This window comes from Variovorax sp. Root473, assembly GCF_001426505.1.
Classification (GTDB): Bacteria; Pseudomonadota; Gammaproteobacteria; order Burkholderiales; family Burkholderiaceae_C; genus Variovorax.
The window spans coordinates 702,880-716,245 of the sequence record NZ_LMEV01000017.1 but is presented as its reverse complement, the minus strand read 5'-3'; the positions used below and the strand labels follow the sequence as shown (position 1 = coordinate 716,245).

General features: G+C 67.1%; 15 protein-coding genes. 4 read left to right on the top strand and 11 right to left on the bottom strand.

Features of this window, described 5'->3' with window-relative positions:
• Window positions 1–7: 7 nt before the first annotated feature.
• The 4 genes from ASD34_RS16670 to ASD34_RS27155 all read right to left on the bottom strand — a co-directional run bounded on the left by ASD34_RS16670 (window position 8) and on the right by ASD34_RS27155 (window position 2,762).
• Window positions 8–1,000, bottom strand: coding sequence for a FecR family protein (locus ASD34_RS16670; RefSeq protein ID WP_056579639.1), 993 nt, complete (start codon window positions 998–1,000; stop codon window positions 8–10).
• A gap of 72 nt (window positions 1,001–1,072) precedes the next feature.
• A complete protein-coding gene (locus ASD34_RS16665) occupies window positions 1,073–1,600 on the bottom strand; it encodes an RNA polymerase sigma factor (RefSeq protein WP_056579636.1) in 528 nt (175 codons plus the stop codon).
• Window positions 1,601–1,603: 3 nt separating this feature from the next.
• On the bottom strand, window positions 1,604–2,236 hold the full coding sequence (locus ASD34_RS27770; RefSeq protein ID WP_162248701.1) for a TonB C-terminal domain-containing protein: 633 nt from the start codon (window positions 2,234–2,236) through the stop codon (window positions 1,604–1,606).
• Between the two features lie 190 nt (window positions 2,237–2,426).
• Window positions 2,427–2,762 carry a penicillin acylase family protein gene (locus ASD34_RS27155; protein WP_235510178.1) on the bottom strand — a complete coding sequence of 112 codons (336 nt, stop codon included), beginning with the start codon at window positions 2,760–2,762 and terminating at the stop codon, window positions 2,427–2,429.
• An 85-nt stretch (window positions 2,763–2,847) separates the two neighbouring features.
• On the opposite strand from ASD34_RS27155, the gene ASD34_RS16655 reads away from it, so the two are divergent.
• Genes ASD34_RS16655 through ASD34_RS16645 form a run of 3 tightly spaced genes read left to right on the top strand, consistent with a single transcriptional unit; the run spans window position 2,848 to window position 5,297 of the window.
• Complete coding sequence (locus ASD34_RS16655; RefSeq protein WP_056579632.1) at window positions 2,848–3,924, top strand: PLP-dependent cysteine synthase family protein; 1,077 nt, start codon at window positions 2,848–2,850, stop codon at window positions 3,922–3,924.
• A 2-nt stretch (window positions 3,925–3,926) separates the two neighbouring features.
• On the top strand, window positions 3,927–5,024 hold the full coding sequence (locus ASD34_RS16650; RefSeq protein WP_056579630.1) for a lipocalin-like domain-containing protein: 1,098 nt from the start codon (window positions 3,927–3,929) through the stop codon (window positions 5,022–5,024).
• Window positions 5,025–5,069: 45 nt separating this feature from the next.
• A complete protein-coding gene (locus tag ASD34_RS16645; protein ID WP_056579628.1) occupies window positions 5,070–5,297 on the top strand; it encodes a hypothetical protein in 228 nt (75 codons plus the stop codon).
• A gap of 40 nt (window positions 5,298–5,337) precedes the next feature.
• Here the strand turns inward: ASD34_RS16645 and ASD34_RS16640 are convergent, their stop codons facing one another.
• The 7 genes from ASD34_RS16640 to ASD34_RS16610 form a co-directional block, all read right to left on the bottom strand.
• On the bottom strand, window positions 5,338–5,787 hold the full coding sequence (locus tag ASD34_RS16640; protein ID WP_056579626.1) for a cupin domain-containing protein: 450 nt from the start codon (window positions 5,785–5,787) through the stop codon (window positions 5,338–5,340).
• Window positions 5,788–5,926: 139 nt separating this feature from the next.
• Window positions 5,927–6,916 carry a branched-chain amino acid ABC transporter permease gene (locus tag ASD34_RS16635; protein ID WP_200937593.1) on the bottom strand — a complete coding sequence of 330 codons (990 nt, stop codon included), beginning with the start codon at window positions 6,914–6,916 and terminating at the stop codon, window positions 5,927–5,929.
• 10 nt (window positions 6,917–6,926) lie between these two features.
• Window positions 6,927–7,802 carry a branched-chain amino acid ABC transporter permease gene (locus tag ASD34_RS16630; protein WP_056579624.1) on the bottom strand — a complete coding sequence of 292 codons (876 nt, stop codon included), beginning with the start codon at window positions 7,800–7,802 and terminating at the stop codon, window positions 6,927–6,929.
• 45 nt (window positions 7,803–7,847) lie between these two features.
• Window positions 7,848–9,044 (bottom strand): ABC transporter substrate-binding protein, encoded by a 1,197-nt coding sequence (locus ASD34_RS16625; protein ID WP_056579622.1) that lies wholly within the window; start codon window positions 9,042–9,044, stop codon window positions 7,848–7,850.
• Window positions 9,045–9,075: 31 nt separating this feature from the next.
• Entirely contained in the window at window positions 9,076–10,275 is a 1,200-nt protein-coding gene (locus ASD34_RS16620; RefSeq protein ID WP_056579620.1) for an ABC transporter substrate-binding protein, read from the bottom strand.
• Between the two features lie 38 nt (window positions 10,276–10,313).
• Window positions 10,314–11,021, bottom strand: a complete 708-nt coding sequence (locus tag ASD34_RS16615) for an ABC transporter ATP-binding protein (protein ID WP_056579618.1) — start codon at window positions 11,019–11,021, stop codon at window positions 10,314–10,316.
• Window position 11,022: 1 nt separating this feature from the next.
• A complete protein-coding gene (locus ASD34_RS16610) occupies window positions 11,023–11,793 on the bottom strand; it encodes an ABC transporter ATP-binding protein (RefSeq protein ID WP_056579616.1) in 771 nt (256 codons plus the stop codon).
• A 340-nt stretch (window positions 11,794–12,133) separates the two neighbouring features.
• Here ASD34_RS16610 and ASD34_RS16605 point away from each other — a divergent pair, with 340 nt between their 5' ends.
• Entirely contained in the window at window positions 12,134–13,333 is a 1,200-nt protein-coding gene (locus ASD34_RS16605) for an AGE family epimerase/isomerase (protein WP_056579614.1), read from the top strand.
• Window positions 13,334–13,366 lie beyond the last annotated feature (33 nt).

The window sequence follows — 13,366 nt, the reverse complement described above, 5'->3', positions numbered from 1 at the left end:
TCCACCTCTAGCTCAGGACCAGCACGCCGGCGGGGAGCGACCGGGCGTTCAAGCCGAAGGAACGCTGCATCTGGAGCAAGGCCAGATCGAGGCGGTCGAGCTTGAAGGTTGCGGTGACCGTTTTCCCCCGCAGCGAATCCACCATCAAGACCACACGCCCGGGGCGGTAGCGATTGATCTCGTCCAGCACCACCGACAAGGGCGCCTGCTTGAACACGAGCTCACCGCGCCGCCAGGCAGAAGCCACCTCGGGGTCTGCGGCGGCGATGCCGCTGATCGAGTGATCGCGGTAGACCGCTTGCTGGCGCGCCAGCAGCACACGGTCGCCGGCCGGGTGCTCGATGCGCACGCGCCCCGCCAGGCAGGTCACGCACACCCGCCCTTCCAGGCGGCTGATCTCGAAGCGCGCCGATTCGCCAATGCTGCGACCGGCGCCGGCCACGACGCTGAAGGTGCGCGCACTGGGCAGCATCTCGATCGCCGCTTCGCCGTTCAGCAACTCCAGCCCCTCGGCCTGGTCGTCCGGGGCCACCCGGCGGATGCTGGTGCGGGTGTTCAAGGTCACGCCGATCTGGTCGGACCACGCGATGGCACGCTGCTCGCCGGCGGCGGTGCGCCAGTCCGCACGCCATTCATTGGCCGCGGGCCACAACCCCAAGGGCGAATAGACCGCCACCCCCGCGACACCCGCCGCGGCGGCAGCGCCGGCCACGCCCAGGAAGGCCCGGCGGCTCGCCGCGGGCTTGTGCAGGGTCTCGCGGTGAAGGCTCGCCGCTTCGGCGTCGGTGCGCACCAGCCTGTTCAGCGCGGGTTGAAGCACGCGCCACTGCTGCCGGGCCTCGATGAACGCCGCTTGGTGCAAGGGACTCGCGTCGCGCCAGCGGCGGAACGCCTGCGCCTCCCACTGCGTGGCGGCGCCCGAATGCAGCTTGCGCACCCAGGCGCGCGCGTCTTCGCGCAGCGTCTCGGGAAGCGTCGGTGGTGAAGGGTGCGTCGTCATGTCGGTTTCAGGGGCCCCGTACTTGATAGACGGTTGCCGACACCGCAATCCGCAAACTATTTCTTCGTGCCGTCATGAAGACCTGCCAGGGCGCGGTTCCAGCCGCGAGAACAGAAGATCCTGCGCGGCCTTCAGTTCGTACTCGACGGTCCGCACGGGAATGCCAAGCCGCGTGGCCACGTCCCGCTGGGACCAGCCCTCCAGGCGAACCAACAGCAGGATCTCGCGGCGGCGCGGCGGCAGGCGCGACAGAAGGCCGTCCAGCGCCTCCAGCTGCGAACGGGCCTCGGCGACCTCGGCAGGACCGGGCGTCGGGTCCGGCAGCTCGTTCATCAGCATGTCGATGTCGTCGGACAGCAAGACCTGGCTCTGTGCGCGCCGGACGTCGATGGCCAGGTTGACCGCCATGCGCAGCAGGTACGCCTGGGGCGTTGCAATGGGGCCCGCCATGGGCTGGCTGCGCTCCAGCTTCAGCCAGGTTTCGTGCAGGGCGTCTTCCGCCAGTTCGCGATTCCCCAGCCGCACGGCCAGGCGTTGCCTGAGCTGCTCGTAGCGTTGCACCAGGAAGCTGCGCAGCAGCGGGATGACGTTCTCCGTCATGTGTCAGTGCACCGTGGCACAGCGGGGTCCGGGCAACACGTCGTGCGGGAGGATGGCCAGCGTGAGCGGCAGCGCCAGGTCCGCGGGCGGGGGGCGGTCCATCTTCACAGGGGCCAATGCCGCGAGCATGGCGGCGTCCCGCCCCGGGTCTCCCGAAGACGACACCAGGCTGGCCTGGCTGATGCGGCCCGACGTGGTCACCTGCAGTTGCAGGATCGCGCGGTAGTGGCCGGGGGCCGTACGCAGATCGGCGCACAGCGCGTCCCAGACGCGGGCCTGGACCAGGGCGTCGTACCCGCGTGGCGAACCGACGGTCGATGCCAGCCCGGGCGCCGCTGCGACGCGCTTCAGGATGAAGGCACCGGAAAGCTGCGTGTCCACGTCGTCCGCGGCGAAACCTGTGCCGGCCAGCAAGGCCCGCAAGGCGGCATGCGGCGTATGGCGCCCGCGCACCGGGGCGGACGTTCGCCCCGCCACCCACTCGTCGATGAACATCACCGATCGCCCCGACACCGCAACGTATTGCGCCAGGGCAGCCGCCAAGGGCTGCGCCGGCAGGTCGAAGTCGAGCATCTGCGATTCGGACGACGCGCGGGTGGCGGCATCTGCCGACTGCACCTCGGTGCCCGCGGCCACGGCCTTCGCTGTCGATCCCCAGGCGATGCAGACGCACACTGCTGTGCACGTCAGGCCAGAGACAAAGGCTCGCACGAGCCTGTCGTCCCTGCCCCGGCCCAAGCCCCGTCCAACCACTCGCCCACGACCACCATGCGCTGAAGTCAACAAGGAAGAAGTGGATCGTGTCAGCAAGCTTGTGGGCAGTATTTCAACTCCTGCAAGCATCACATCGGCGAATGACGACCGCGTGACGACCGGCGTGGCCGGGCGCGCCGCGGCGGGCGGGGGCAGCGCCCTCTTTACAGCGCGGCAGCGGCGCTGCGCCGGCGTGGCGACGATGTCGCTCTGCATGCGCTGCGAGTCCTCGATCGTGAAGCGCGAGCCTGCTGCCACCTTGGCCGCGAACAGCGCCTTGAGGCGGCGCGCACGCCGCATCGCTGCACTCGTGGCCCACGCTCTTCTTCGCGACGGGATGGTCGGGCAGGATGTTGTTCTCGTTGGCCGTCACCACGTAGCCGCGCGCGGGGTCGAACTCCGAGGGCAGCTCGTCGCCGTTGCGGAAGCCCGACCATCCCGTCGCTTTCCGTCACCCGCCGGGTGACAGAGCATGACTTGTAGACTGGCGCGCTATGCAGCCCACCCCTTCATCCTCCTCCTGCGGCGACTGGCTCTCCGGCGCAATCCGCCGCATCGAAGCCGACTACCAGCGCAGCGCCGACACGCACCTCATTCCGCTGCCGCTGCCCGCGCTCGCCGCGCGCGGCATCGACCTGTACCTGAAGGATGAATCGACGCACCCCACCGGCAGCCTCAAGCACCGGCTCGCGCGTTCGCTGTTCCTGTACGCGCTGTGCAACGGCTGGGTGCGCGAAGGCACGACCATCGTCGAGGCCTCCAGCGGCTCCACCGCCGTGAGCGAGGCCTACTTCGCGCGGCTGCTGGGCCTGCCCTTCATTGCCGTGATGCCGCGCAGCACCTCGCCCGAGAAGGTCGCGCAGATCGCCTTCTACGGCGCGCGCTGCCACTTCGTGGACCATGCGGCACAGGTGTACGACGAGGCCCGTGCGCTGGCCGAGCGCAGCGGCGGCCACTACATGGACCAGTTCACGTACGCCGAGCGCGCGACCGACTGGCGCGGCAACAACAACATTGCCGAGAGCATGTTCCAGCAGATGGCCCACGAGCGGCACCCCGTGCCCACATGGATCGTGGTGGGCGCCGGCACCGGCGGCACCAGCGCCACCATCGGGCGCTACCTGCGCTTTCGCTGCCACGACACGCAGGTGTGCGTGGCCGACCCCGAAGGCTCGGTGTTCTCGGCCTATCACCGCAGCGGCGACACGACGCTGACCGCGCCCGGCTCGCGCATCGAAGGCATCGGCCGCCCGCGCGTGGAGCCCAGCTTCGTGCGCACGCTGGTCGACCGCATGCTCGAAGTGCCCAACCTCGATTCGGTGGCGGCCATGCATGCGCTGTCGGCACTGCTGGGCCGCAAGGTCGGTCCGTCGACCGGCACCAACTTCGTCGGCATGCTGGCCGTGGCACATGAAATGCGCGCGGCCGGCCAGCAGGGCTCCATTCTTTCGCTGCTGTGCGACGCGGGCGAACGCTACCTGCCGAGCTATCACGACGCCGACTGGGTGCGCAACGCCTTCGGCGACATCGCGCCGGCGCAGCAGCGCATCGACGCACTGATGGCGGGTTGACGATGCCGACGCGCGCACCCGGTGGCTTCGTCGGGCGGCGGCAGCTGTTGCTGCTGGCCGCGCTGGCCGCTGCGGGCGCGCCGCATGCCGCCCGGGCCCTGCCCGCGAAGGCGCTGCAGTTCCCGCGCGACTTCGGCAGCCACCCCGACCTGCGCACCGAGTGGTGGTACATCACCGGCCACGGCCAGACCGCCGCGGGGCGCGCGTTCGGTTTCCAGGTGACCTTCTTCCGCTCGCGCGTCGATGCCACACAGGCCATGCGCTCGGCCTTCGCCGCCAAGCAGCTGGTGTTCGCGCACGCGGCCGTCACCGACCTCGAAGGCCGCGTGCTGCGGCACGACCAGCGCATCGCCCGCGCGGGCTTCGACGTCGCCTCGGCCAGCGAAACCGACACAGACGTGCGGTTGCGCGACTGGTCGCTGGCGCGCGATGCCGGCAGCGGCGCCTACACCGCGCGCATCCCCGCCGGCGAATTCACGCTCGACCTGCGCTTCACCCCCGCGCAGCCGGTGCTGCTGCAAGGCCGCGAAGGCCTGTCGCGCAAGGGCCCCGCTCCCGAGCAGGCGAGCTACTACTACAGCGAACCGCACCTGCAGGCGCAAGGCCGCCTCACGCTGCAAGGCCAGGCCCCGTTCGAAATCACCGGCACCGCGTGGCTCGACCACGAATGGAGCGAAGCGCTGATGCACCCCGAGGCCGTGGGCTGGGACTGGATCGGCATGAACCTCGACGACGGCAGCGCACTCACCGCCTTCCACCTGCGCCGCCGCGACGGCAGTGCGCTGTGGTCCGGCGGCTCGTTCCGTGCGCGCGGTGGCGCGGCGCGCATCTTCGGTCCCGGCGAAGTGCGCTTCGACGCCCTGCGCAGCTGGACCAGCCCGCGCACCCGCGCGAGCTACCCCACGCACTGGCGCATCGACACGCCCGCGGGCCGCTTCGAGGTGCAGGCGCTGCTCGACGACCAGGAACTGGACAGCCGCGGCTCGACGGGAGGCGTGTACTGGGAAGGGTTGAGCGAACTGCGTGATGTGCAGCAAGGAAAGCGCGTGGGGCGCGGGTATCTGGAGATGACGGGGTATGCGGCGCCGCTGCGGCTGTGAGGCGAAGCGCCGGATGCTGGCAATTCACGACAACGGAGGCTTGCGATGAAATGGGTGCACCGGCTCGACGCCATCGGAGATCTTCTTCAGCTCGGACTTTTCGCCCTGCTGGCAGGGATTGCATTCGGCATTCCCTTCGGCCGGCTGACGGGCGCCTGCGCTGCTGCGGGGATTGCGGCCGTCTTCTTCGTCATCAGCCGCGCTGCAAGAGCGGTGCAACGCCGGGCGAACGAAAGGTCGCTGCGACAGCGGCGGCCGTCCGCCTCCGAGTGAGTGCGAAGCCTTGCCAGGGCCGATGGCGCCGCCGTGTGAACTACGCCGAAACCGTCACCCCATTGCGCTCCAGCACCGCCAGCAGCTTCGGAATATCAGGTGCCGGCCCGACCGGAATCTCGCGGTCGATGGCAGTGAACATCTGCGCGGCCATCGCGTCCTGCCCGGTGATCTCGAGCATCTGCCCGCCGCCCTTGCCGTAGTGAAAGCCGTGCACCGTGCCGCGCGGCACATGCACCAGCGTGCCGGGCTGGCACCGGTGGGCCTGACCGTTGCAGTGAAACTCGACCTCGCCGCCGAGCACGTAGAACGACTCGTCCCAGTCGTGGCTGTGCGGTGGCGGGCCCGTGCCTTCGTCACCACGCTGGAAGGTGACGCCGTAGCTCTGCGTCGAGGCGTTCGGCGCCAGCACCGTCACCTGCGTGCCGAGCACGTTCAGCGGCGTGTCGCGCCGTTCGGGTGTCAGGACAAAGTACGGAAGAAGGGCCATGGCCGACTCCTCGAAGTGGGAGCCGGATTCTGCGCCCCGGCCGCAAGGGCCACAAGTGGCGCAGGGTACCCACCCCGCCTGCGCTGGCCTGCCGGCGCAGACGATGTTCACACCGTCTGCTGCCGCCACGGCCTCTGCGTCACTGCTTCGTGCGGCGCCGATCGATGAAGGCGATGATCTCGCCCATGATGCCCTTGCGGAAGGCCAGCACGCAGATCACGAAGATCAGGCCTGTGACCATGGTCACCGACTCGCCCAGCGTGTTGAACCAGTCGATGGTGGTGATGCGGGCCAGGAAGCTGCCGAGTTCGCCGATCTTGTTCTCCAGCAGCACCACCACGGCCGAGCCGACCAGCGGCCCCGACAGCGTGCCCAGACCACCGACCAGCGTCATCAGGATGACCTGGCCCGAGGCGGTCCAGTGCACGTCGGACAGCGTGGCAAAGCCCAGTACCAGCGTCTTGAGCGAACCGGCCAGGCCCGACAGCGCGGCCGAGATCACGAAGGCCAGCAGCTTGAAGCGCCCCACGTCGTAGCCCAGCGAGAGCGCGCGCGGCTCGTTTTCCTTGATGCCCTTGAGCACCTGCCCGAACGGCGAATGGATGGTGCGCACGATCAGCAAAAAGGCCAGCACGACGACGACGAGCGCCACGTAGTACATGGTCAGGTCGTTCGACAGGTCGATGACGCCGAAGAGCTTGCCGCGCGGCACGCCCTGCAGGCCGTCTTCGCCGCCCGTGAACTTCGCCTGCAACGCGACGAAGAACATCATCTGCGCGAGCGCCAGCGTGATCATCGCGAAGTAGATGCCCTGGCGACGGATGGCCAGGATGCCGAAGAGCCAGCCCAGCAGCGCGCCGGTGAGCGTGCCCGCGATCAGGCCCAGCTCGGGCGTGAGGCCCCAGACCTTGATCGCATGGCCCGCCACATACGCCGAGCCGCCCAGGAAAGCCGCATGGCCGAAGGACAGCAGGCCCGTGTAGCCCAAGAGCAGGTTGAAGGCCGAGGCGAACAGCGCGAAGCACATGAGCTTCATCACGAACACCGGATAGGCGCCGAAGAACGGCGCGAGCACCAGGGCGAGCAGCAGCAGGCCGTAGACGACAGTGGAGATTTTTTTCATGTTCATGCCGCTCGCCTTACTTCTCTTTGCCGAACAGGCCGGCGGGGCGAATCAACAGCACGATGACCATGATCACGAACACAACCGTCGAGGAAGCCTCGGGATAGAAAACCTTGGTGAGTCCTTCGATCACGCCCAGGCCCAGGCCCGTGAGGATGGCGCCCATGATGGACCCCATGCCGCCGATCACGACCACCGCGAACACCACGATGATGAGGTTCTGCCCCATCAGCGGCGACACCTGCATCACCGGTGCGGCCAGCACGCCGGCAAAAGCGGCGAGCGCGCAACCGAAGGCGTAGGTCAGCGTGATCATCAGCGGCACGTTGACGCCGAAGGCTTCCACGAGCCGCGGGTTCTCGGTGCCGGCGCGCAGGTAGGCGCCCAGGCGGGTCTTCTCGATCACGTACCAGGTCGCAAAGCAGATCACCAGCGACGCCACGACGACCCAGGCGCGGTAGTTGGGCAGCACCATGAAGCCCAGGTCGGTGGCGCTCGAGAGCGCATCGGGTGCGTCGTAGGGCAGCCCCGACACGCCGTAGACCGAGCGGAACACGCCTTCGATCAGCAGCGTGAGGCCCAACGTGAGCAGCAGGCCGTAGAGGTGATCGAGCTTGTAGATCCAGCGCAGCAGCAACCGTTCGATGACCACGCCGAACAGGCCGATGACGATCGGCGCAGCGATCAGCATCACCCAGTAGTTGACGCCCAGGTACTCCATGGCCATCCACGTGAGGACGGCCCCGAGCATAAACAGCGCGCCGTGCGCGAAGTTGATGACGTTGAGCAAACCGAAGATCACCGCCAGCCCGAGGCTCAGGATGGCGTAGAACGAGCCGTTGACCAGCCCCAGGAGGAGCTGGCTCAACAAGGCGGGAAGGGAAATGTTCATAAGCGTTTCAACGAACCCGGGCGCCGCAGGGGCGCCCGCGGGAGGTCACTTCCAGAGGGCGCAGCGGCTTTCAGCCTTCGTGGTGAAGACGTCTTCGCCCTTGAGCTTCTGGACCACCTTGTAGTAGTCCCACGGCTGCTTGGACTCGGCCGGCGACTTGACCTGCACCAGGTACATGTCGTGCACGAAGCGGCCGTCGGCACGGATGTTGCCCTTGGCGTAGAAGTCGTCGATGGGCGTGGACTTGAGCGTGGCCATGACCTTGTCGGCATCGATCGTCTTGGAGGCCTGCACGGCCTTCAGGTAGGTCATGGTGGCCGAGTAGTCGGCGGCCTGGATGTCGGTAGGCATGCGCTTGGTCTTCTCGAAGAAGCGCTTGCCGAAGGCGCGCGTCTTGTCGTCGAGGTTCCAGTCCCAGCTGGTGGTGAGCAGCAGGCCTTCGGTGTTCTTCAGCCCCAGGCTGTGCACGTCGGTCACGAACACCAGCAGGCCCACCATCTTCATGTTCTTGGTGATGCCGAACTCTTTCGCGGCCTTGATGCTGTTGATGGTGTCGCCGCCGGCATTGGCCAGCGCCAGCACCTGTGCCTTGGAGTTCTGCGCCTGCAGCAGGAAGGACGAGAAGTCGGAGGTGTTCAGCGGGTGCTTCACGCTGCCCAGCACAGTGCCGCCCTTTTCCTTCACGACCTTGGTCGCGTCGGCTTCGAGCGCCTGACCGAAGGCGTAATCGGCGGTCAGGAAGTACCAGCTCTTGTCACCGCGGCCAATGACGGCCGAGCCGGTGCCCTTGGCGAGCGCCACGGTGTCGTAGGCATAGTGCACGGTGTAGGGCGAGCACTGTTCGTTGGTGAGTGCCGAGCTGCCTGCGCCGTTCACGATGAAGACGCGCTTCTTCTCCTGGGCCACCTTGGCCATCGCCAGGCCGGTGCCCGAGCTGGTGCCGCCGAACAGCATGGTCAGGCCCTGCGTGTCGATCCACTCGCGCGCCTTGGAGGCGGCGATGTCGGCCTTGTTCTGGTGATCGGCCGTGAGCAGCTCGATGGGCATGCCATTGACCTTGCCGCCGAAGTCGTCGATGGCCATCTGGATGGCCAGCGCGCCGTTCTTGCCTTCGACGTCGGCATACAGGCTCGACATGTCGGTGATGAAGCCGATCTTGACCTTGTCCTGCGCCTGGGCGGCACCGGCGGCCAGTGCGGCGGCGGCGAAAACGGCGGAAAGAGCGAATGTGGTGGTCTTCATGAATGGTGTTCCTGTAGGGTGTTCGGTGGTGTCACTTCCAGAGCGTGCACTTGGACTCGGCCTTGGTGGTGAACACGGTGTCGCCGGGCAGCTTCTTCACGAGCTTGTAGTAGTCCCACGGCGTCTTCGATTCGGCGGGCGACTTGACCTGCATCAGGTACATGTCGTGCACGTAGCGGCCGTCGGGGCGGATCTGGCCGGAGCCGAAGAAGTCGTTGAGCTTCATCTTCTTAAGCTCGGCCATGACCTTGTCCGAATCATCGGTCTTGGCCGCGTCCACGGCCTTGAGGTAGGTCATGGTGGCCGAGTAGTCGGCGGCCTGGATTTCGGTGGGCATGCGCTTGGTCTTGTCGAAGAAGCGCTTGGAGAACTTGCGGGTCTCGTCGTTCAGGTCCCAGTACCAGCTGGTGGTGAACTGCAGGCCTTCGGTGTTCTTCAGGCCCAGGCTGTGCACGTCGCTCAGAAAGATCAGCAGGCCGGCCAGCTTCATGGTCTTGCCGATGCCGAATTCCTTGGCCGCCTTGATGCTGTTGACGGTGTCGCCGCCCGCATTGGCCAGGCCCAGGATCTGTGCCTTGGAGTTCTGCGCCTGCAGCAGGAACGACGAGAAGTCGGACGCGTTGAGCGGGTGGCGCACCGCGCCGACGATCGTGCCGCCCTTGGCCTTCACGACGGTGGAGGTGTCGGCTTCGAGCGCGTGGCCGAAGGCGTAGTCGGCCGTCAGGAAGAACCAGCTCTTGCCGCCGCCGTCGACCACCGCAGCGCCGGTGCCCTTGGCGAGCGCGACGGTGTCATAGGCGTAGTGCACGGTGTAGGGCGAGCACTGTTCGTTGGTGAGCGCCGACGAGGCCGCGCCGTTGTTGAAGTACACGCGCTTCTTCTCGGCCGCGACCTTGGCCAGCGCCAAGCCGACGCCGGAGTTGGTGCCGCCGAAGACCATGCTCAGGCCTTGCGTGTCGATCCACTCGCGCGCCTTCGAAGCGGCGATGTCGGGCTTGTTCTGGTGGTCGACGGTGAGCAGCTCGACAGGCTTGCCGGCCGCCTTGCCGCCGAAGTCGTCGATGGCCATCTGGATCGCCAGCGCGCCGTTCTTGCCTTCGAGGTCGGCGTAAAGGCTCGACATGTCGGTGATGAAGCCGATCTTGATCTTGTCCTGGCCTTGCGCCTGGGCCGACGCAGCGAGCGCCAGTGCACCGAAAGCCAGGGCGAAAGCGGTGAGCCGATTTGTCATGTGTGTCTCCAGCAGTAGCAACGGGTGAAAAAAAGAACTCAGACGCCGAGCAGCTCGGTCAGCACAGGCATCTTGGCTTCGAGTTCGGAGGCACCGAACCTCTCGACAATGCGGCCGTGCTCCATCACATAGAAACGGTCGGCCAGCGGCGCGGCGAAGCGGAAGTTCTGCTCCACCATGACGATGGTGTAGCCCTTGGCACGCAGCGTAGTGATCATGCGGGCCAGTGCCTGCACGATGACGGGCGCGAGGCCTTCGGAAATCTCGTCGAGCAGCAGCAGCTTGGCGCCGGTGCGCAGGATGCGCGCCACCGCGAGCATCTGCTGCTCGCCACCCGACAGGCGTGTGCCCTGGCTGTGGCGGCGCTCCGCGAGGTTGGGGAACATGGCGTAGATCTCGTCGACCGACATGCCCTGCCCCGCGCCCTTGAGCTCGGGCGGCAGCATCAGGTTTTCTTCGCAGGAGAGGCTGGCGAAGATGCCGCGCTCTTCGGGGCAATAGCCGATGCCCAGGTGCGCGATGCGGTGCGTCGCCATCGAGACGGTCTCGACGCCGTTGACCTTGATGCTGCCCTTGCGGGCGCCGGTGAGTCCCATCACGGCGCGCATGGTCGTCGTGCGGCCCGCGCCATTGCGCCCCAGCAGCGTGACGACCTCGCCCGGCTGCACCACCATGTCGACGCCGTGCAGCACATGCGATTCGCCGTACCAGGCCTGCAGGCCCTTGATTTCGAGTGCAGCGGTCATGTCAGTGCGCGCCTTGCATCTGGCCGTCGGTGGTGCCCATGTAGGCCTCCATCACCTGCGGGTTCTTCGAGACTTCGGCGTACGGCCCTTCGGCCAGCACGGCGCCGCGCTGCAGCACCGTGATGGTGTCGGCAATGGTCGAGACCACGCTCATGTTGTGCTCGACCATCAGGATGGTGCGTCCGGCCGACACGCGCTTGATGAGCTCGGCCACGCGGTGCACGTCTTCGTGACCCATGCCCTGCGTGGGTTCGTCCAGCAGCATCAGTTCGGGTTCCATGGCCAGCGTGGTGGCGATCTCGAGCGCGCGCTTGCGGCCGTAGGGCAGGTTCACCGTCTGTTCGTCGGCCAGCTCTTCGAGGCCCACCTCGGCGAGCAGTTCGCGGGCGCGCGCATCGAGCGGCTTGAGCGACTTCTCGCTCTTCCAGAAGTGGTACGAAGTGCCGAGCTTGCGCTGCAGGCCCAGGCGCACGTTCTCCAGCAGCGTGAGGTGCGGGAACACGGCGGAGATCTGGAACGAGCGGATCACGCCGCGCCGCGCAATCTGCGCCGGGCGCTCGCCCGTGATGTCGTGCCCATTGAACAGGATCGTGCCGGCCGTGGGCTCGAGGAACTTCGTGAGCAGGTTGAAGCAGGTTGTCTTGCCGGCACCGTTGGGACCGATGAGCGCGTGGATCGAGCCGCGCTTCACCGAGAGGTCAACCTTGCTGACCGCGGTGAATCCCTTGAATTCCTTGGTGAGCTGGCGTGTTTCAAGAATGACGTCGCTCATCTCGCGGCGTCGTCCGTGTGCGGAAAAAAGAAATCGGTCATGCGGTCCATCTCAATGCGCCACCATCGAGCGCGGACCGATTGTTGGTGGCTGCTATGCAATTGCATACTGGGGCAAATGCCTATGCTGCACTGCAACCATCCACAGCGTGCGCCCCCTCTGTGCGAGCGACTGTCGTCCCGACGACATTGCGCACTGCAGCACGCACAGGTGCGAACGCGCGATGCATGCACGCGCTACGTCATGAAGATGTCGGGCACGCATGCACGCTTCGTGAAAAACTGGCGTGCCCGCTGCGCTGCCACGATGCGCTTTCACCCGGATTGAATCCATCACCGCCATGCCGAACTTCCGCTCGCCCGAATTCCTCACCGGCCACATCGAACACACGCTGGCGTTCTATGCGCCGCGCAGCCGCGACGCCTCGGGCGGCTTCTTCCATTTCTTCAAGGACGACGGCACGGTGTACGACCGCCGCACGCGCCACCTCGTGAGCAGCACGCGCTTCGTGTTCAACCACGCGATGGCATGGCGCCGCTTCGGCCGGCCCGACGACCTCGCGGCGGTGCGGCACGGCCTGGCATTTCTGCAGACCGCGCATGCGCAGCCGAATGGTGGCCATGCATGGCAGATCGACTGGGATGGCCATCAGGCCACCGTGCAGGACGGCACGCAGCACTGCTACGGCCTGGCCTTCGTGCTGCTGGCGCACGCGCATGCGCTGATGGCCGGCGTCGAGGAAGCACGCGCCGGCCTCGCGCACACCCGCGACCTGATGGAACAGCATTTCTGGGAGCCCACGCACCAGCTGTACGCCGACGAGGCCACGCCAAGCTGGCAGGTCGGCCCGTACCGCGGCCAGAACGCCAACATGCACGCCTGCGAGGCGATGCTCGCGGCCTACGACGCCACGCGCGAGCCCTTCTACCTAGAGCGTGCGCGCACGCTCGCCGAAAGCATCACGGGCCGGCAGGCTGCGCTCGCCGACGGGCTGGTGTGGGAGCACTACCGCGAGGACTGGTCGGTCGACTGGGACTACAACCGCGGCGACAAGACCAACATCTTCCGGCCCTGGGGCTTCCAGACTGGCCACCTCACCGAATGGGCCAAGCTGCTGCTGCAGCTCGAGAGCCACCTGGGCCCCGGTGCGCCGGGCACCGAATGGATCGTGCCGCGCGCACGCCACTTCTTCGACACCGCGATGCAGCGCGGCTGGGACGCGGCCCACGGCGGCCTGGTCTACGGCTTCGGTCCCGACGGTGCGGTGTGCGATGGCGACAAGTACTTCTGGGTGCAGGCCGAAAGCTTCGCCGCTGCCGCCCTGCTCGCGGTGCGCACGGGTGATGCCGGCTACTGGGACTGGTACGACCGGATCTGGGCCCACAGCTGGGACCATTTCGTCGACCAGGCGCACGGTGCGTGGTACCGCATCCTCACGCCGCAGAACGCGAGGATCAGCGACGAGAAGAGCCCGGCCGGCAAGACCGACTACCACACGATGGGCGCGTGCCATGACGTGCTGAAAGTGCTCGGCGCATGAAAAACCCCAGGGTCCCGAAGGAGCCTGGGGTGA